This window comes from Bacteroides intestinalis (assembly GCF_003464595.1).
In the GTDB taxonomy this organism is placed as follows: domain Bacteria; phylum Bacteroidota; class Bacteroidia; order Bacteroidales; family Bacteroidaceae; genus Bacteroides; species Bacteroides intestinalis_A.
Genome location: NZ_QRZF01000009.1, coordinates 80,520 through 98,239, shown reverse-complemented (window position 1 = coordinate 98,239; position 17,720 = coordinate 80,520). Strand labels below are relative to the sequence as shown.

Here is a 17,720-nt window from a genome sequence, read left to right as displayed (position 1 = left end):
TCATAACGGTTTTAAGCCATATCGGGCAGAACCGACAAATGGCTGTGGGTTAGTCCTTATGTTTGCTTTGTGTATATCATCTGTACGATGATTGAATAATCGGGGTAATCCCGTTATTTTGTCATATACAACCAGTTCAGACGATACATAACAAATAAAGCCTTTCAGTCGCTCTTTCAACCATGCGTTCTGATAGGCTCTGCGTTCACGATACTCTTGGTAGCTCATTCCTTTGGGACGAGCTGTGAGAAGGGGAGTGTAATTTCTCGCCCCCCCCGATTTAGATTTACTCTTTCCCATCAATCAAATTTTTATATTGTTTTTCTGAAACGAACTTGTCGCAGTTCTTATACCAAGTGCCATCATTTATTTTGTATGGGTTGCTCGTTTCATCCACTTCATTCATAATACCGACTACCGCATTTTCTTTGTTGTTATCATCCCATACAATAACAACATCGCCGACAGTCGGGATATATTCAGGCTGTAACTTCTCAAAATTGAAGGAGTAATGTTTTTCTTCCTTCATGGCGGCAAGCATCTTTGCCTTTTCCTCTTCTGTAGCTTTACGGAATCCCTTCATGCCTCCGATACCAGCTTCGGGTGTGAGTTTTACAAAAACTCTGTCACCTTCATCGTTGGAAGGAACATAAGCGACAAGGCCGAAAGGTACTTTTATTGCTGGTAAAAAAGGAAGCGGCCTTTCTTCTCTAATTTCAGAGAGAATCATCATGCTGCCCCCTCCGCGATTTGGATTGATAATTACGTCACCGGGGATGAATGTCTCACCTTCAAACTCAAATTTACCCCCCCCCATAACTTTTTGGGTAGATTGCATACTTTCTTCTTTCACGATTTTTACCATGTGTCCTTCGGGCACTTCAACTGTTACTGTTCTCATTTTAATTTGATTTTAAACTGGTTATTGTATTCTATGTATTTTTCCGGGCAGGTTGTTTCTATAATTCCGTTCATTGTAGGAATACGAAACAACTTGCCGGATTTATGAAGCTCTTTTTCAAGCTGTTTTGCTTTATGTAAAGCAGCCAAAGAACGTGTTTCATTTTCGATCAGTTCTTTAGCCGCTGTGATACTGTTACTAATTTTTTCACATGAATCCATTACTTGACTTCTTCTGCGTATGGAGTATCGTCTTCCTCAAAATCGTCCGGTTTCTGACCTTGTGCCTTTTTCCAGTCTTCAAACATTTCATCATCCAACTGGCTCTCTGTTTCAAGAACTTTAATCATGGAATCTGAAATGCCGGTTTTGGGCAGGAATTTGAAAGCCCAGTTCACGATTGTTTTTCGAGCCATTTCTTCAAAGTCTGTGTCCCACGGGGATTGCTTGCCTTTCTTGACAGCCTCACTACGACTTTTTATTTCTTCAATACGTGCTTTGGGCATTGCATCGAATTTTACAACACCGGAAGTCAAGACTGCAAAATAGTAGCCTCCAAGAAGATCACCACGTTCTCCGAATACATTGGGTTTGTGGATGATAGTGCCACCGGTACCTTTTGTCATGCTGAACTCGTCATTAGCATAAACCAAATCAGAATAAATATCTTTTACAGCACCGGTGCGGATCAAAATATCAACTTTACCCATGTATGAAGCTTGGAACTTCACTTTGCCTTTGTACGGTACAAGATACCCCAACCTTAGTTCAGGATTGAGCGTCAGACCGGTAAGAGAAACGTTTTTGATTGCTTCGACAAGATGATCGGGATATTGCCGGGCACAGTCAATCAAATAAGGATTATTCAACATTGCCTGCATAGCGAAATTGACTTCACGGGCAAATTGCTGTTCTGTGCCACCAGCTGCTATAAATGCCTTTTTAGGGGAGATAAAACAGCTTTCCAATCCTTTCAGTTGTACTGGAAAGGCTGGTGGGGTAGAAGGAACGGGCGGTTGTGGTGTGGAAGGTGTTGGGGAGACCGGTTCTGTTTTTGTTGGTGAAGGAGCATTGTGTTGTTCCATTCCCAAGTTCCCTTGTTGGGGGGATTGATTCTCTGTTTTACTCATTGTTCTTGATTATTATAAAAGTTAAACATCTTGTTCTTTTCAAATGCAGGTGTGTCAGGTATCATTATTCTTCGTCCTTTGAATCCCGGCTGAATAAATATCTGTGCACCGTCAAAATCATTGTTTTGTGTACAGTAAACATGCTGGTCTAACAATTTCTTGAATGCCAATGCGCTTGCCCCCATTTTCACAATTCCGTCTTCCAAATGGAAAGCCCAGTTAGCTGCACTGACAAATACTGCGTCATAGGGAGCTGTCTTTTGTTGCATAACCCAGTAGAACTCCTTCCATACTCCAGTACGTTCATGTTCAAAAAACTGGTAGAAGGCTGCCGAAATACCGTAATGAAATTTGGCGATAGTCCGGTTAACTGTTTCTTCATGAAGATCATCAACCGCCAATGTTTTCCAGTCAACAATTTTTTTGGCCGTTTCCACATCAGGGCGATATTTGAACTTGCATCCTTCGTATTCAACGAAATGGCTAACTTCGGCTTTTCCCCATTTTAATATCTGCCTAATCTGTTTGGAGGTGTCCCGGCAATTATTAAGAAGCTCATAAACCATTGTTTCAACCAATTGTATATCGGTTGTGCTTGTCAATGTTTTACCGGGATTTGATTCTTTGGCCTCTATTAGTGCAATCTGATATTTTTGGGTGTCTCGTCCATACGGACAGCCAGTTTTAGGATTTATAGGTGGCTCAAATACAAGAAGATTGTTTCTCCATTTGTCAAGTGTTCCAGTATTAACAAGACTTTCCATTGCATCATGGTACAGCGAGCCTTTTTCAGAAGCTTCAATACTGATCTCGAACATTTCAGGGTGCAATGCCTTGTATCGGGCAAACTTTGGGGACACCATATAATCTTTAATCTGCGTACTACTTAGGAAATCTTTGAATCTTTCTCCACGGTGGTATTCTTCATTTGGCAGATTGTAAATTGTATCTTCTATATTACTCATATAATGAATTTGGAGTTTTACAAAAAACTCCCTACTTTCGCAAGCAAGGAGCCAATAACTAACTAAAAAACTTATTCATCACTTGTAGATAGTAATTCTTTGTAATTCTGTAATATGTATTCTTTTTCTTTATCTGTAAAAGAATAGGCTTTAGCCATAAATTTCATTGCCATATCCTCATTGTGAGCGGAAAGGGGATAATAGTCAGTAGCGAATTTGTAAGTAAGCCTATTCAATCGCTCATACTTAACTTTGACCTCTTTAACCCGTCCGCTTATTTCCGAGATAATACCGGACGCTTCTTGCATCTTTTCGTCATATTCTTTTTGGTCTTTCGCTGCTTGTTCTTTCATAACCTTGTTCTGTGCGGCAAAGTTTGAAATCTTTTCGTATAGTTCACTTGAATATACAAAGCCACAGTTAACCTCAAAGTCTGGCTTGATAGAGTAATTGTATTTATCTTTCTTGACGAGATATTTGTAGTCGCTTCCGAGTTTGTTCCAATCGTATTCAACTTTGCGAAGGGTTTTCGCATTACGTAATGCTTCTGCTACCGCATTCGCTTCTTCCATGTCTGTAAAAGCGTAACCTTCAAAGAATGGGATCGTGAACACTTTCAAATCAGCAGGTTCAATCTCAAACAATTCGGGAACCTCCGGCTTATCCATAATTTTGATACCTTCCTCCATCATGCGGAGTTTAATCAATTTCTGTACATCTTCCTCCGTTAACGCAAGAATCTCTTGCTCGGTCATTTCTGTAAATCCTTTCATACTTTTAGCATTTAAAATGTGTTCCCGTCCGCGTTCCGATGGATTGTTGGCCGTAGCTTTTTAGCGGTGACCGCTTCTTGCGAAGCACGGGTATATATATCATTTAAAGTATCTATTCAGTTAAGAATGTATTTATAAACGCCCTACGTTTACTTTGTCATAATATAAGTTGTTTTTGATAACTTAGTGATTCGTGTGCTGCATCTTCTTATTGGCAGTCCGTATTCACACTCTTTTCACTAATCCGCTTTGGCTACTTTGTCGGTCTATTTCGCCCTTTAGATAAGCAGTAAACCTTGTTTTAAGTCTTTATTTGTTCAGACTATACAATATGTCAAAGAACGTTTTGTTAGTTCCCGGAAAGACGGCCAAATCCGTCCGGGATTATTTTCTTTCCATGAATTTTCTCAAAGCTGATTTGGTAAAAATGAGACTCTTGCCATTTTTGGTGTGAGGAATATCATGTATTCGATTGTATAAGGTTTGCAACTTCCATCCAAGAAATACAGCTGCTTGTTTGGCATTCAAATACTCTTCGGTTTCAACAGTCGCCATTTCAGTTACAGCCTTTCTCACATCATTGCGAATAAACTTGTGCAGTTCTTCTGCAATCATTCTGGCATCTGAACGGTTCATTTCTTTATCGCTTCGATGGTTATCTGATTTTTATCTTTGTCGATGGATGTTGAATATCTTTCAACGTCTTCACGGGGATCAGTAAAAGCTAATTGATAGGCGTAGCTTCTTGCATTGACGCAATCCTTGTAAGAATCCAGCTGCATTACTTTGGAAGAACCAGCTTTAATACTTAGAATATCTTTCTTTGTTACTTTCATACTATTTTCTATTTTATACTTAAATTTTCCACAAAAAAATTTGCATAAAAGAAAGCTAACAACTACATTTGCCAATGAGATATGTAGTAAGTGGCTTTTGAAGTCGCCAGCTTTCTTGTTGTTCAAACTTACACTCTTTGTTTGTTTGACGTTGCAAATATACTTCATATTTTCAGAAGTACAATAAAATGCTTCATAAAATTTGTAGTATATCGTATGTTATAAAACATGTTTTAATATAAGTTGCTGGTTTATAAAATGTTATACAAGTGAGGCTTGCGTAAAAAGAAAGCTTTCTGAAAAAAAAGTAATGTCGTTCTATTAGTATTGTAATAATTGAAGAAGTAAAAGACGATCTCATTCGGTAAGGTGCTGGATTGCTGCATAGTTAGCCCTTAGACGGTTTCCCGTTTTTGCTATATGCAGCATAAGAAATGTCTCGTTCGTATAAGTACGCCGTTCTTAGCTGGCCGGGCATTAACAAGTTACCCGACTTCCCGGATTTTTCGCTTACTTGTAGCTGTGCAGGCATCCCGGTTTCGTTTGCCTCTCAATATCGCACGCCTTTCGCAGTATTGAGTTGTAAGAGTGTAACCCTCTGTCTCTCCGCTATGCGGCCTACCGCCGATTACACAATGTGGAGAAAAAGAAAATCCGCAAATAGGTAGCAGCTATTTACGGATTTCTATATATAAACTCCAAATAGGATGTTTAATCAATTTATGTGGTAATACTGCTACTATTACGGATGCAAATATACTACTTAATTTATGAAGTATGCAAGAAGTTGACGATAAAAAATTGAGTGATCTCTCAAAAAGGTTTTTGCAAGCAATTTCATATTGTGGTTTGAGTGGGTATAAATTGAAGAAAGACAATATTATATCCAGTGAATCAACTCTTACCAGTATAAAAAAAGGGATTCAGTTACCAAGTAAAAAAACAATTGATGCTTTTTGTGAGAAGTATGATGTGAGCAGAGCATGGCTATATACTGGAGAAGGTTTGTTTGCAAAGACTCCATCAGGACAGATAGAACCTTCGGAGAAGGATATTAGGGATGCTCTGAAAAATGCGAGAATGCAATCAGACTCTACGATTAGTAAAGTAGCTCCTTATCTTCAAGATATTCTTGTAAAAGTAAAATATGTTCCGATAGATGCTGCGGCTTCATTTGTCGAAAGCTTATATAACACAGCTTATGAAATTGATTCTTATGGTGTCATGCCGGAAGAAGGTGAAGTGCTTGATGATTCTTATATGGTCTTTCAAGTACGTGGTGACAGCATGGAGCCAACTATACCGGACGGAGCTAAAATTCTTGCTCGCAAAATAGAAGAAGGTTTGTGGGAAAGCGCGTCAGGAGTTGTGAGTATTGTGTATGGGAAAACACTTTCAGTCAAGCGGATATTGAAAAACAGTCTTTTCTTGGATAATGTGCTGACTTTAAAGGCTGATAACCCCAAGCATGGCCAGTTAGATGTCGAGAGAAGAGAAATAAGGGGGATGTGGCAAGCATTACGCATAATAAGTCAAAAGATTATTTGATATGGAAGAAAGGGCTATTGACAGATTACGAAAATTTGCAAGGTATGCACGTGATAAGGGAGTTGTCAAAGGTGAGAACTCGTTTGAGGCTTATTGTGAATTATCAAATAGATACATTTATAATTCCATAAGGAACGGGAAGGGGGCTATTGGAACTGATATAATAGCTCGTATTGTGGATAAGTTCCCGGAATTGAATGTGAAGTGGCTTTGTACTGGCAAAGGGAATATGATTGAGACGGATATTGATGCGAATGTCAACTACAAAGCAGCTTATGAAGGTGCGATGATGCAGATAGAAGCACTGCATAAAATTATAGAAGAAAATAAGCGGAGATGATATAAATATGATACCATTAATATATTTTTAATAAGTATTTTATTGATTATCAGTATAATAGCAAAATGTGTTAGTCCCGTACGCACCGCAATAAATATTGAAAATCACCCAGTTTTACACTCAATAATGTAAAGCTGGGTATTTTTTATTTTAAATGTTAGTATATCGTTTAATTTAGGGGGAAGTCTTCTGAAAGCAATTTATATTGCTATGGTGTCATATGGGAGGTTTGCGGCATTCCGTAGCCTATTTCCCGATTGGGCATGGAAGCATTAAGCGCTGAAGTGTGCAAAAGATGGATAAGTTCTTTTCTGCTCATTTTTTTTTGTTCTAATAGAGTAGCACATAATCCTGCTATAGAAGGTGCTGAGAATACTATCTACAAAACATGAAATGCGGGATGTATGTCCGTCAAGCATCTGAACAGAATATCCGTCGAAATCATCAAAAATTGTATAGCCACAGGAAGAAGTTATTATATCTACATTATGAGTCAGTAACCAACGTATCGCATTCATCATGCGTACTTCCTCCAGACGTGGTTCGGAATCAAAATCATCTATCTCAGCTAAATAATATTCAGCATTCCATGCCAATCCTTTTATGGTGTCCCCTGCAAGGTATCCTCCTATACATGCACAAGAGTATGCTCCGTGGTCTTTTTCTCTGCCAGACTCTTCCTTAAAAAAATCCAATGTATCTCCATCTATAAAATTAGCATAGGCGGTTACATGCAAGTTTTTAGTCCAAGAGCGTTGTCGCAATCCCCCAAATCCGGTATCTAATACTCCAATCTTAATACCACGTCCACTAAGGTTTAATGAATCATAGACTGAATCTATCATCATAGCGGGTACAGCTGTATATACTCGTCCCCCGATAGCTACATAATGTTCCGGCGGGTTTTTAAAACTATTGCGAGCTATGAAATAACCTATCACGCCAAAAACTATGAACGAAAACAGAAGTATTCCACCAATAATCAAAATGATTTTTTTTAGTCTTTTCATGTTGGTATTATGAAGAAAAAACTTTTTTATTATGTCTCTTGTTTATCATATCTTATATAATGATTACAAAAATACCAAAAGCGCAACTCCTAAACAAGCAGAATTGCGCTTTTATTAATTTACCGGGAATTATATATTTTAATTCCCTTCTTGGTCTGTTTTCTTTTTTTTAAGTGTGGCTTATATCCAGCTTTTCCTTATACATTCTTTCTCCAATGGATAAATGATTGCTTATCAACCTTATCTTTTCCTATCAGTTGTAAATTGTATGAGTTTAGCCCAGCGTAGCGATAATCGCCATAATTAATGTCGCCTAATAAATCTATATTCATTAGTGCCCGAACAATTTTTGATCCGCATTGTTCTATTTTCTCGACGATACATTTTCCTCCTAAGAGGTTCATAAGCAGATAAGCTGAAACTTCATAAGCACACCAGCCACATTCTTCCAGATACAGATGGATACAACTTTCATTGTTTTGCTCTTTTTTGAGCACTTCAGAAACTTCTTTTTTCATGGTTATCTTTTTATTTACTCGATTTTAGAATCCGGGCAAAACTAACACCCCTTTATTAGAAACAAATATTTTAGTGATACGGTTTTGCAGGGTATTTAAACTATTCAGATAATTAACAGTATAAAAGAGATCGTAACAAAGAAACTTTGAAATCGGGCTGTCAGCTACGTAAATAAACACTATTTTTGCATAATGAGATTCTGAGTATGCACCGTAATGAAGGCAAATGTTTTGTAAGTATCTGACTGATAGTATTTCATTTTGTTACTCTTTCTGTTCTTTCTGGTTGACGCATAAACAGTGATTTAAGGCCATCATAAAATCCTGGGAGTGCAACTGTACCATGTACCTCTTCCGGGAACTTTTTGAATACAACGCGTAAATGTTGATTCTCCATATCCGGAATAATTTTCATATTTAAGCTGTCGGCCAACGAGAATTGCACTAATTTTACATCGGGGCGTTGGCGCGTGGCAAAAGCAACATATAGCTGTTTTCCAGAATAGTTCTTTTGCCTGATTTTTATTTCCGCTTGTTTTAGAAAAATGCCACGATCCCACCACAGACTGGGATCTATTGCTATAAACGCTTCGAAAGATTCAGGATGATCAAGTAATGTCTGTAGCGTGAATAAAGCGGCATATGAGTGTCCTGCTAAGAAGTAACGGCCACTACAGGGAACTTTTCTTTCTACTTCCGGACGCAGTTCTTCTGTCAGGAAACGATAGAATTGTTCTGCACCTCCTCCTTGCGGTTTATCTTCTGGGTGAATGCTCCCATCTCGTCGTGCAGATGAGGAGGTAGGAGTAAAATCCCTTGTGCGGTCTGTATTCAGGATGGCAACAACAATACAGGGAGGCAAGGAAGATATTCTTGAGGAAGAAAAAAAACGCGTAAATCCTACAACAGAGTGAAAAAAGACATCCCCATCCAGTAAGTAAAGAACCGGATAATCTTGAGCAGATTCTCCTGGTCGTTGTTCTGGTTTATAAATCCAATAGGATCTTTCTTCGTTTAATATATTGGAAAACAAAGAATGGCGGTTTCCTATATTAATTGAATCCTGCCCATATATAGGTAGGGAAAATATACATTCTATCTGAATGAGTAATAATAAACAGAGCTTCTTCATCTATCGTAATTTCTTGTGCAAAGATCGAAGAAAACATTCGGTTAGGCAATCCCTATTTCTGGGTATTTGCTTGTATATTCTCGGAGGTTGATTAGAGTAACTGTCTCGATTTCACCTCCAGATATTTATTAATTACATCAATAGAGAGATTTTCGGGCGTGGTCAATAGAGAATAAATGCCATGCTGTTTTAGTGTAGAGACAATTAATCGTTTTTCAAAGGCAAATTTTTCGGCAATGACATGGCGATAGTATCCTTCCGTATCTGAGGCAGGAGTAGCAATATAGTCTTTCAGGTCAGCATCTTCGAAGAACACTACCAACAGGCGGTGCTGTCGATTCAGTTGTTGCAAGTATGCTAACTGTCTGTTCATGCTTCCCATACTGGAGAAGTTGGTATATAAAACCAAAAGGCTACGTTTGTTGACATGTTTGTTCAGATGTACGCATAAGGAAGAAAAGTCCGTTTCACTGAAAGTAGTTTCCTGACTATAGAGATTTTCAAGCAATGTCTGCATATGTCCGGGACGGCTTGATGCCGGTACGAAGGTATCGAAATGCTCATCAAAGGTTATGAGCCCGGCTTTGTCTTCTTTCCGCATGGCAACGTACGAAAGAACTAATGAGGCATTTATCGCATAGTCAAGTAAAGTCATTCCACGAAAAGCCTGTTGCATAACCCGTCCCTTGTCTATCACACTATAAATTTGCTGGGAACGTTCGTCTTGATACACATTTACCATAAGCTCATGCTTGCGGGCACTTGCTTTCCAGTTTATCGTGCGATAATCATCGCCTTTTACATATTCCTTTATCTGCTCAAACTCAGTGTGATGTCCTACGCGACGGATACGTTTTATACCTAATTCCGTAAGATTGTCACTTATTGCCAGCAATTCATAACGATGTAACATCAGGTAGGATGGATAGACTTTGACATCTTGGCTATCACCACAGGTATAGCGGCGCGAAAGTAATCCCATCCGGCCTTGTATAAATACATGAATCCGTCCAAAATTGTAGATTCCCCGATGGGTGGGTCGTAATTGGTAGCTGATTGTTTTACCTTCATTTGCCTGGAGCTTTATCTCGAAATTTATATTTCGCTGCTGGAATATAAAAGGTATTTCATCAATGACTTCCATGGATATTGCATACGGATAACTGCTCTCCACCCGAATGTTCACCGTATTTTCATCTCCGTTGGAAAAACGTGATGAACATTGGCGAAATGCCCGTATACCATGGATGCGATAAAGCATGTATCCTTCCGCTAATATAGCCAGGAGCATGACAAAAAGCATCCATTGCCCGAGAACAAAGAGCGGAGCAAACGTATACCCGCTACCCAGTAACAGGATAATCAGGCTGAGGGCAATATAAAAGCGTCGGTTTAAAATCATTTCGGTACTTCTACCTTATCAATCAGGCGTTGGGTTACTTTCACCGGTGAATATCCTTCCATTTCGGCCTCTGCAGTCAGAATCAGGCGGTGCTGGAGTACGTATGGAGCAACAAATTTTATATCTTCCGGTGTTACGAAATCACGTCCCTGCAATAGAGCGTATGCTTTAGAGGTCTGCAGCATAGCGACAGATGCACGTGGAGAAGCTCCCAGATATACGGCTTTGCTGGTGCGCGTCTGCTGTACAATCATGGCAATGTATTGAAGCAATGTACGATCAATAAATACCTGGTTCATCAGCTTGCGGAGAGATAAGAGCTCTTCTTTGGTAATGGTAGAAGCGATGTCCTCCAGTTTCACGAATGCAGCATTTCTATGATGGCGTTCCAGGATGTTTATTTCTTCATCCAGAGTTGGGTAGTCCATTGTTATTTTCATCAGGAAACGGTCGAGTTGCGCCTCGGGTAGTTTATAAGTACCTTCTTGCTCTACAGGATTTTGAGTAGCCAGAATTGTATAAAGCTCTCCCATAGGATAAGTCATTCCGTCAATACTGACCTGACGCTCTTCCATTACTTCGAACAGGGCAGCCTGTGTCTTGGCCGGAGCACGATTGATTTCATCCACCAATACGATGTCGGCAAAGATGGGGCCCCGATGGAAATCAAAATCATTGGTTTTCATATTAAATACAGTTGTACCCAGTACATCGCTTGGCATTAGGTCCGGAGTAAACTGAATACGGCTGAAATCCGCATCAATCAGGCGGGCAACCAGACGGGCCAGCAGTGTTTTTGCTACTCCCGGCACACCTTCTATCAAGACATGCCCATTTGCTAAAATGGCAGTCAATACCAAGTCCACCATTTGCTCCTGACCTACGATGACAGATGCAATCTGGTCTTTCAACTCTTGTATCTTCTCGGAAAAGAGAGTTAAATCTACTCGTTTTTCAATATTCTCTTCCATAAATTTCTTCTTTATATATGATCTATTATTTCATTCATCTTATCAATAAAATACTTCATCTGCTCTACAGAGATAGTGCGCCCTCCATAAATCACTGGTCTGACGGAACGGATAAACTCACCGATCTCTTCTGTATTCATACCGGTCTTTTGGGCTATTCTGCTGAAAGAGTGTTCGTCATTTGCTACTTCCTCTATATCTACCTGAATTTCTCTCCTCAATTCTTCCGCAAAGTAGATATACTTTTTATGCACCAAGTCGGCATGATCTTTCTTTTGAAAATAAAGGGTTCCTATCAGTTCGGTAAATTCCAGCGATTTGTTTTCCGGCTGGTGGATGACAGGAATTACCCGTTGCCTTCTTCGGGCGGTGAACACCATGAAGAGGATAATGGTGAACATCGTCAAATACAAAGCCCATCTCAGCGGTCTTTGAGAAAGGAAATACCGGAAAGGGGACATCTGTATTTGGCCCGTTTGCTTCATGTAACCTTCGGTGCGGACGATGGGTAAATCTCCCATTTGGGATAATAGGCGGAAAATGTAAGTCGCATTTTTTCCATCTAATACTCCATAATTAGTAAAGAGCAGGGGAGTAGAGACTAGGATTATTTCACCTTTTTCCCATGGATAGGACAAGGCAACCGGGACACTTGGAATACCCTTTTCTGCCAGTACCTTAGCCGGAAGCGAATCGGGCACGAGGTAAGAAGAACACAATTGAGGATAGAAATAGAAGGATTGTCGAGGATATGCGGCAGAATCTCCTATCCAGAAGAGAGTATCTTTCTCCAATGATGCAGCAGCATATTTCTTTAATAATGCCGGGCTAAAGTAGGAATAACTACTATTAAAATCCAATGTATCTTCTAAATTTCTGTTGAAAGAGTTACTCACCAGCATAATCTTATTTCCCCGTTTTGCAATCTTTAGTATTGCTTCTATATCCACATCTGTCAGAGACAGGTTATTAGTGGCTACTAATATGCCTCTACGAGAGATTGTGTCTTCCTGTTCCAGTTCATAAAAGGTTTTTCGAGATAAAGAATACCCCTTTGGTAACGACGTAGATAGCAAACTGTCGAAAACGGCACATCCGAAAGGTTGTTTATCGTAGTGGCTGAAACTGGGAGCCCACACAAACTTTTTGGGTAATCTACATTCTATCGCGAACATTAAGAGTAAAAAGACGGCAATACAGATGATAAACAAGTGATTTCCTTTCATACAACGCCTCCTTTCTTGACTTCTCCCTGTAAGGACAGCATGGTCTGAAACAATTCTTCCGTTGCTTCAAAGTTTCCATAACGCACTCGCAAAAAGTGATGGGTTAACCTCTGAAACGCAGGCATCCGTACTTCATAAATATATTGTGTAGGCGTTTTGTAGAGTTGCCAGTCAATACGTTTTTCGTCACTGAGTTGTTTCAGTGTCTGCAAATATAGCAGTCGGACTGCTTCCCTGTAATCGTGGCGGGAAAGGGCAGAGGCTATTTCTTTGGTAAAATCAACTCCATAAATGGTATCTTCCCCCACAGTGTAAGGTAAAGCATTCTTGCGGGAGCGTATGAATATTGCCGGATTTTTTTTATAAATGAACCAGCCGATCAGTAGCAGCAGGAGGACAGCAATACTTATCAGAATCGTTTTTGAATAATCTTCAGCAAACTGGCTGCCGAATATACTTTGCAATATTTCTCCGAACCACCTGTTGAGCCATTCGAATATATTCACTTCGGGGGCTATTAACTCACGGTTGTAGTTATAGTCTGCGTCAGATTGCCACACAGCAAGCTGCGTAGTATCACAAACCAATGTATCAGCCGGAGAAAGAGTCATTTAGATTGATTTAGAGTTTGTCAAAGTTATCAATGTCACTTTCTATCGTTACGCTATCCATCTTTTCGGATGCATGCCCGTATTGATAAGCTAATCCCACAAATGTGAAAATCATTGCCAGATAAGTACCGAATGCCTGCACAATGGCCAGTAGATAGAGCATGAAACTATATCCTACTGATACGGTTGCTTCACTTCCTACGTCACTCATAGTGAAGAGCATTTTTACAATTGTAGCTGCATACCAGGGTACCAAGGTGACTCCCTGTAGTATGCCAGCTATGATTCCCATAACTAAAGAAATAAGGAAGACACCTCCCCAGGTAGCAAAGCCCAGACGGAAAGTTTTCTTTAATGCATCCATGATGGAAATATCTTCGAATAGGTAGATAGGTGCCCAAAGGGCAAGTGGTAGGGCAAGAAGTACTATGATAAGAGCAAACAGATATGCGACAGGGAGGGATGCAATACTTAAAGCACCTAATACAAAACTGACACATACAGTTAACAGTAGTCCGAAAAATGCTATGATGAATAGTCTTTTGATATTGTGGAACAACATAGGAGTCAACATTCGCAAGGTCACACCTTGCAAACGTTCTTCACGTTCATTATAGGTCCGGATCATTGCATAAATGAGGGAAGCTTGCAATACCATCCCAATGATACAGATGAGTACAAAAAGGCCATAGTATGAGAGGAATGAAATCAAGAGAGCGGTATCGGAAGAAATATCCATGTCCGCTGCACTCATCACTCCTTTCATCATCCCATTCAGACTCAGGGCTTGGATGAGGCAGAGTGGTAAAAGTAGATATGTGGTAAACTTCAGCATCAGCTTCCAGTTCTCCCTTATAAAATCAAAAGATGCGTTTAACTTCTCTCCGAAAGAGCGTTTCACATACATTGCAATTTTAGGCTTTTGTGATTCCATGTCGTTTCTTATTAGGTAAATAAATATAGTAAAATATAATAAATGCAAGAGAAATGAGGATCAGGCCGAGTCTCAGTATGTCCGGTAATTCGGTATGGCGCGTGATGAAACTTTCGATAAATCCTGCCATTATGAATATGGGGATTGTACCTACAACTATTTTCACTCCTCTTTTGGCTCCTCTCTTGAACGATTCCAGTCTTGAATATGTTCCGGGGAAAAGCCATCCATTGCCCAAAGCCAGTCCGGCAGCTCCGGCTACAATAATAGACCAGATTTCAAGTGTCCCGTGCAGCCATATGGCAAGCATGGATTCTCCAAGTAAGCCATGCTGGAAAAAGAACATCTGGAATGCGCCGATCATAACTCCATTATTGAAAAGCATATACCCTGTACCAAAGCTTGTTAGGATTCCCATGGCAAAGCAATAGAAGGAAACCATAATATTATTTAGTGTGATTCCCAGGAACATAGGAACTTCGGAAGAGCCGTTATACACTGCCATTGGCTCACCGTTGGCTATGTTATCCAAAGTCATGTCCACATAGCCGTTCCCCAGAATCAAACGGACAAAATCGAGATCACCCGCAGCAGAAACTGCTCCAATCAGCACGCTGACGGTAAAAATGATAAATGAAACCAATAGTTCCCGATGGGCATCATACATGATCTGTGGGATTTCTTGTGTCCAAAAGGTGATGATCCTCGTCCATTTCTCACGCTTGTTCTGGTAAATCTTGTTATGTAGTGCAGAAGCAAGGTTGTTCAGGTAAATGGAAATACGTGAAGTAGGAAAGTGCGTTTGTGCAAACGCCAGATCGGCAGTGAGGTCCGTATATACATCGGCAAGCCGGTCGGGAGACAAGTTTGTTGCTTGTTCCACTACCTTCTCGGCTTCTTTCCATTTATCGATATTCCGACGGATAAACGTTACTTCTTTCATGCTTTTCCAAAGGTTTCAAATAAGTTTTGTCTGAAATCAATAACAAAAGTAAGAGAATAATGATATATTTGCAACGATATACAAAAAATCTTTAATCAGAAATGGCAGAAACTACAATTATTACCGGGCAATTTGTTCGTATCAGCCAAACACCTGCGAGTATTGGTGAACGACTCATTGCGTTGGTGATCGATTTTATTCTGATAGGATTCTATGTATACGCAACGGCTACCCTGCTTTCTACACTCCGAATCTCGTCAGATTTTATAATGATTCTTATTATGATTGTAGTCTATCTGCCGATATTAGGCTATTCGTTTCTATGTGAAATGTTCAATCATGGACGAAGTTTCGGGAAAAATCTGATGAACATTCGTGTAGTGAAGGCAGACGGTTCTACACCCGGCATTAGTTCTTATTTGCTTCGTTGGCTTCTCTTTCCGATTGATAGTCTGCTTACCGGTGGTTTCGGACTATTGGTGGTATTATTAACGAAGAATAGTCAGCGAATGGGGGATCTTGCAGCCGGGACCATGGTGATCAAAGAACAGAACTATCGCAAGATTCATGTTAGCCTTGATGAGTTTGATTATCTGACGAAAGATTATCGTCCCACTTATCCACAAGCAGCCGATTTGTCGCTGGAACAAATAAATGTTATTACCCGGACATTGCAGGACGGCAAGAAAGACCGTGTGCACCGCATTGCACAATTGGCAAAGAAAGTCCAGGAACTTCTTACTATAACTCCCCGTGATGGTAATCAAGAACAGTTTCTTCAAACAGTTCTCCGTGATTATCAGTATTATGCATTAGAGGAAATCTGATATTCTTAGTCTTTAGAAAGTTTCACCACAGGAAACCGTTTGTTTCATGCCTTGAAACCGTTTGTTTCTCGGTGTGAAACACTTTGTTTCAAGTAATGAAACTGTTTGTTTCACGCCGGGAAACAAATGCAATGATGGCTATATAACAAAAAGAAGCCCCGGAACTTTTATCGTTAGTTCCGGGGCTTCTTTATATTCATTTCTTAATTACTTCTTTGTTTTAATGGCTTTTTCAATTTCTTCCAAATTCTGTCGGGCAGCTTCATTACCATTCTGTGCAGCTTTGGTAAATTCTACTATGGCTTGTGCTTGATTGCCGCTCAGTAAATAGTAGATGCCATTGTTGTTGGCATATTCAGCAGTCTGCTTATTAGATTTATCCAGGTATTTACGTGCATCGGGCAAGTCTTTCTTAGATAGAGCTACAGCGGCTGCATTCAGGTTGGCTACTTCGTCATCAGGATACATACGGACGGCAATATCGAAGACTTTGATAAAATCGTCACCACCCTTGGGATAGGTATTTGCTACCAGGTACATCTCGTTCAGACTAAGATACTGGGGCTGTGTTTTGATGATTTCTTTCCCTTCATCCACCTTGAAATTAGCAATGGTATAGTCTATGCGGCAATTCACCTTGCGGAGTGCCGGATATAAATCTTTCAGCATTTCACGATAGGGGATACCGCCACCTACTCGTTTTATTTCCTCTTTCCGGCGAGCTATGTCGGAGGTATTATGGATTATGTTGAGGAATTCTGTTTTTTCTTTCATGTTGGAAGCTTCCAGTGCCTTTACCAGTCCTTCCCAGTTTTCACCACCAAAGGAAACATTGTAGAGTTTGGCAGGAATCTGTTCGTGTGTGGACAAATAGGTTTTCAAGGCTTCAGCACGGCTCTTGGAGAGTTGTTCATTGAGCTTCAATGGGCCTTCGGGAGAGGCGAATCCTTCAATGTAGACACCTGTTACGGTCAGTTTCTTATCGTTCTGTATCTTGTTGAACATTTCTCGGATGTTCCGTAACTCAGTCTGATTATTCATAAAATCCGGTAGAATGACAGACTTGCCTACGGGGAAATCAAGATGCGCTTCATATTGTTCGCTACGTGCTTTCACAACTTCAGCTTTAGGCTGAATGTAAGAGGGGATAGGCTGTAAGGCTGCAAGACGTTTGGCTTCCGTAGAAACTCCGTTCAGGATCATTTCCTGTGTCAATACTTCCTGGTGTCCGCCGCATCCACATAAATCTTCTTCCAGATTGAGGTAAGCATTCTCCATCCATGGTTCGTAAGGGATGGCCTGGGTGTAGTTCAGAACTTCCTGAGTATTATAAGGTATCTCCATATTGGTTGCTTTATCCAATGCCATGGCACGGAGATAAGCTTTTTGCCTTCTGCGTCCATTGATAACGATTTCGGGCAATACGACGTTGTTGTCCGGGCCTGCCAGTACGGGAGTTAATGTCAAAGTACGGTCGTTGCCGACTTTCAGGTTCCGCATATCCATCTGCATGCTTATGTAGAGTGACTCTCCCTGTTGCCATAGGGAGGCATTGGTGATGTTGATGGCATCTTTATAGAATTTTTGTGCACGGGCCGGAAGTACGGCAATGAGGCACAAAACGGAGTATATCAGTATCTTTTTCATGACTATA

21 protein-coding genes are annotated in these 17,720 nt (G+C 40.2%); 3 read left to right on the top strand and 18 right to left on the bottom strand.

Going from position 1 to position 17,720, the window contains the following annotated elements:
- From DWW10_RS14005 to DWW10_RS13970, 8 genes are all read right to left on the bottom strand, one after another.
- Positions 1–300 (bottom strand): hypothetical protein, encoded by a 300-nt coding sequence (locus tag DWW10_RS14005; protein ID WP_007854448.1) that lies wholly within the window; start codon positions 298–300, stop codon positions 1–3.
- Positions 287–901: a hypothetical protein gene (locus DWW10_RS14000; RefSeq protein WP_009132289.1), complete on the bottom strand. Its 615-nt coding sequence runs from the start codon at positions 899–901 to the stop codon at positions 287–289. Before DWW10_RS14000 ends, DWW10_RS14005 begins: the two co-directional genes overlap by 14 nt.
- Complete coding sequence (locus DWW10_RS13995) at positions 898–1,122, bottom strand: hypothetical protein (protein ID WP_004326701.1); 225 nt, start codon at positions 1,120–1,122, stop codon at positions 898–900. The genes DWW10_RS14000 and DWW10_RS13995 overlap by 4 nt, the downstream gene beginning before the upstream one ends.
- Positions 1,122–2,030, bottom strand: coding sequence for a recombinase RecT (locus tag DWW10_RS13990; protein ID WP_118487089.1), 909 nt, complete (start codon positions 2,028–2,030; stop codon positions 1,122–1,124). The genes DWW10_RS13995 and DWW10_RS13990 overlap by 1 nt, the downstream gene beginning before the upstream one ends.
- Complete coding sequence (locus DWW10_RS13985) at positions 2,027–2,995, bottom strand: PD-(D/E)XK nuclease-like domain-containing protein (RefSeq protein ID WP_009132291.1); 969 nt, start codon at positions 2,993–2,995, stop codon at positions 2,027–2,029. Before DWW10_RS13985 ends, DWW10_RS13990 begins: the two co-directional genes overlap by 4 nt.
- A gap of 71 nt (positions 2,996–3,066) precedes the next feature.
- Positions 3,067–3,768: a hypothetical protein gene (locus DWW10_RS13980; protein WP_117928594.1), complete on the bottom strand. Its 702-nt coding sequence runs from the start codon at positions 3,766–3,768 to the stop codon at positions 3,067–3,069.
- Positions 3,769–4,152: 384 nt separating this feature from the next.
- Positions 4,153–4,404, bottom strand: coding sequence for a helix-turn-helix domain-containing protein (locus DWW10_RS13975; protein ID WP_009132293.1), 252 nt, complete (start codon positions 4,402–4,404; stop codon positions 4,153–4,155).
- Complete coding sequence (locus DWW10_RS13970) at positions 4,401–4,604, bottom strand: hypothetical protein (RefSeq protein WP_005794293.1); 204 nt, start codon at positions 4,602–4,604, stop codon at positions 4,401–4,403. The genes DWW10_RS13975 and DWW10_RS13970 overlap by 4 nt, the downstream gene beginning before the upstream one ends.
- A 777-nt stretch (positions 4,605–5,381) precedes the next feature.
- On the opposite strand from DWW10_RS13970, the gene DWW10_RS13965 reads away from it, so the two are divergent.
- Both DWW10_RS13965 and DWW10_RS13960 read left to right on the top strand, forming a co-directional pair.
- Positions 5,382–6,152, top strand: coding sequence for a S24 family peptidase (locus DWW10_RS13965; RefSeq protein ID WP_004326695.1), 771 nt, complete (start codon positions 5,382–5,384; stop codon positions 6,150–6,152).
- Position 6,153: 1 nt separating this feature from the next.
- Entirely contained in the window at positions 6,154–6,492 is a 339-nt protein-coding gene (locus tag DWW10_RS13960) for a hypothetical protein (protein ID WP_004326694.1), read from the top strand.
- A gap of 272 nt (positions 6,493–6,764) precedes the next feature.
- On the opposite strand, the gene DWW10_RS13955 is transcribed toward DWW10_RS13960, so the two are convergent.
- The 9 genes from DWW10_RS13955 to DWW10_RS13915 all read right to left on the bottom strand — a co-directional run bounded on the left by DWW10_RS13955 (position 6,765) and on the right by DWW10_RS13915 (position 15,239).
- Positions 6,765–7,502, bottom strand: a complete 738-nt coding sequence (locus tag DWW10_RS13955) for a S8 family serine peptidase (RefSeq protein ID WP_118421630.1) — start codon at positions 7,500–7,502, stop codon at positions 6,765–6,767.
- Between the two features lie 197 nt (positions 7,503–7,699).
- Positions 7,700–8,020, bottom strand: coding sequence for a hypothetical protein (locus DWW10_RS13950; RefSeq protein WP_118223592.1), 321 nt, complete (start codon positions 8,018–8,020; stop codon positions 7,700–7,702).
- 256 nt (positions 8,021–8,276) lie between these two features.
- Complete coding sequence (locus DWW10_RS13945) at positions 8,277–9,152, bottom strand: alpha/beta hydrolase (protein ID WP_118421631.1); 876 nt, start codon at positions 9,150–9,152, stop codon at positions 8,277–8,279.
- 91 nt (positions 9,153–9,243) lie between these two features.
- A complete protein-coding gene (locus DWW10_RS13940) occupies positions 9,244–10,554 on the bottom strand; it encodes a DUF58 domain-containing protein (protein WP_022393376.1) in 1,311 nt (436 codons plus the stop codon).
- Positions 10,551–11,525 (bottom strand): AAA family ATPase, encoded by a 975-nt coding sequence (locus DWW10_RS13935; RefSeq protein WP_022393377.1) that lies wholly within the window; start codon positions 11,523–11,525, stop codon positions 10,551–10,553. Before DWW10_RS13935 ends, DWW10_RS13940 begins: the two co-directional genes overlap by 4 nt.
- An 11-nt stretch (positions 11,526–11,536) precedes the next feature.
- A complete protein-coding gene (locus DWW10_RS13930) occupies positions 11,537–12,751 on the bottom strand; it encodes a DUF4350 domain-containing protein (RefSeq protein WP_022393378.1) in 1,215 nt (404 codons plus the stop codon).
- Complete coding sequence (locus DWW10_RS13925; RefSeq protein ID WP_118421632.1) at positions 12,748–13,362, bottom strand: DUF4129 domain-containing protein; 615 nt, start codon at positions 13,360–13,362, stop codon at positions 12,748–12,750. Before DWW10_RS13925 ends, DWW10_RS13930 begins: the two co-directional genes overlap by 4 nt.
- A 10-nt stretch (positions 13,363–13,372) precedes the next feature.
- Positions 13,373–14,296 carry a hypothetical protein gene (locus DWW10_RS13920; RefSeq protein WP_118421633.1) on the bottom strand — a complete coding sequence of 308 codons (924 nt, stop codon included), beginning with the start codon at positions 14,294–14,296 and terminating at the stop codon, positions 13,373–13,375.
- The gene (locus DWW10_RS13915; RefSeq protein WP_022394110.1) at positions 14,277–15,239 is read right to left on the bottom strand and encodes a stage II sporulation protein M; all 963 of its coding nucleotides are present in this window, start codon (positions 15,237–15,239) and stop codon (positions 14,277–14,279) included. Before DWW10_RS13915 ends, DWW10_RS13920 begins: the two co-directional genes overlap by 20 nt.
- 101 nt (positions 15,240–15,340) lie before the next feature.
- On the opposite strand from DWW10_RS13915, the gene DWW10_RS13910 reads away from it, so the two are divergent.
- Entirely contained in the window at positions 15,341–16,066 is a 726-nt protein-coding gene (locus DWW10_RS13910; protein WP_022394111.1) for an RDD family protein, read from the top strand.
- Positions 16,067–16,273: 207 nt separating this feature from the next.
- Here the strand turns inward: DWW10_RS13910 and DWW10_RS13905 are convergent, their stop codons facing one another.
- Positions 16,274–17,713 carry a DUF3868 domain-containing protein gene (locus tag DWW10_RS13905; RefSeq protein WP_118421634.1) on the bottom strand — a complete coding sequence of 480 codons (1,440 nt, stop codon included), beginning with the start codon at positions 17,711–17,713 and terminating at the stop codon, positions 16,274–16,276.
- Positions 17,714–17,720 lie beyond the last annotated feature (7 nt).

What these genes read in the sequence shown, in the direction of transcription:
- DWW10_RS13985 (WP_009132291.1), bottom strand. Translation starts at nt 2,995, where the DNA reads ATGAGTAATATAGAAGATACAATTTACAATCTGCCAAATGAAGAATAC.
- DWW10_RS14000 (WP_009132289.1), bottom strand. Translation starts at nt 901, where the DNA reads ATGAGAACAGTAACAGTTGAAGTGCCCGAAGGACACATGGTAAAAATC.
- DWW10_RS13945 (WP_118421631.1), bottom strand. Translation starts at nt 9,152, where the DNA reads ATGAAGAAGCTCTGTTTATTATTACTCATTCAGATAGAATGTATATTT.
- DWW10_RS13935 (WP_022393377.1), bottom strand. Translation starts at nt 11,525, where the DNA reads ATGGAAGAGAATATTGAAAAACGAGTAGATTTAACTCTCTTTTCCGAG.
- DWW10_RS13955 (WP_118421630.1), bottom strand. Translation starts at nt 7,502, where the DNA reads ATGAAAAGACTAAAAAAAATCATTTTGATTATTGGTGGAATACTTCTG.
- DWW10_RS13960 (WP_004326694.1), top strand. Translation starts at nt 6,154, where the DNA reads ATGGAAGAAAGGGCTATTGACAGATTACGAAAATTTGCAAGGTATGCA.
- DWW10_RS13925 (WP_118421632.1), bottom strand. Translation starts at nt 13,362, where the DNA reads ATGACTCTTTCTCCGGCTGATACATTGGTTTGTGATACTACGCAGCTT.
- DWW10_RS13905 (WP_118421634.1), bottom strand. Translation starts at nt 17,713, where the DNA reads ATGAAAAAGATACTGATATACTCCGTTTTGTGCCTCATTGCCGTACTT.
- DWW10_RS13970 (WP_005794293.1), bottom strand. Translation starts at nt 4,604, where the DNA reads ATGAAAGTAACAAAGAAAGATATTCTAAGTATTAAAGCTGGTTCTTCC.
- DWW10_RS13990 (WP_118487089.1), bottom strand. Translation starts at nt 2,030, where the DNA reads ATGAGTAAAACAGAGAATCAATCCCCCCAACAAGGGAACTTGGGAATG.
- DWW10_RS13940 (WP_022393376.1), bottom strand. Translation starts at nt 10,554, where the DNA reads ATGATTTTAAACCGACGCTTTTATATTGCCCTCAGCCTGATTATCCTG.
- DWW10_RS13980 (WP_117928594.1), bottom strand. Translation starts at nt 3,768, where the DNA reads ATGAAAGGATTTACAGAAATGACCGAGCAAGAGATTCTTGCGTTAACG.
- DWW10_RS13975 (WP_009132293.1), bottom strand. Translation starts at nt 4,404, where the DNA reads ATGAACCGTTCAGATGCCAGAATGATTGCAGAAGAACTGCACAAGTTT.
- DWW10_RS13915 (WP_022394110.1), bottom strand. Translation starts at nt 15,239, where the DNA reads ATGAAAGAAGTAACGTTTATCCGTCGGAATATCGATAAATGGAAAGAA.
- DWW10_RS13965 (WP_004326695.1), top strand. Translation starts at nt 5,382, where the DNA reads ATGCAAGAAGTTGACGATAAAAAATTGAGTGATCTCTCAAAAAGGTTT.
- DWW10_RS13950 (WP_118223592.1), bottom strand. Translation starts at nt 8,020, where the DNA reads ATGAAAAAAGAAGTTTCTGAAGTGCTCAAAAAAGAGCAAAACAATGAA.
- DWW10_RS13910 (WP_022394111.1), top strand. Translation starts at nt 15,341, where the DNA reads ATGGCAGAAACTACAATTATTACCGGGCAATTTGTTCGTATCAGCCAA.
- DWW10_RS13930 (WP_022393378.1), bottom strand. Translation starts at nt 12,751, where the DNA reads ATGAAAGGAAATCACTTGTTTATCATCTGTATTGCCGTCTTTTTACTC.
- DWW10_RS13920 (WP_118421633.1), bottom strand. Translation starts at nt 14,296, where the DNA reads ATGGAATCACAAAAGCCTAAAATTGCAATGTATGTGAAACGCTCTTTC.
- DWW10_RS13995 (WP_004326701.1), bottom strand. Translation starts at nt 1,122, where the DNA reads ATGGATTCATGTGAAAAAATTAGTAACAGTATCACAGCGGCTAAAGAA.
- DWW10_RS14005 (WP_007854448.1), bottom strand. Translation starts at nt 300, where the DNA reads ATGGGAAAGAGTAAATCTAAATCGGGGGGGGCGAGAAATTACACTCCC.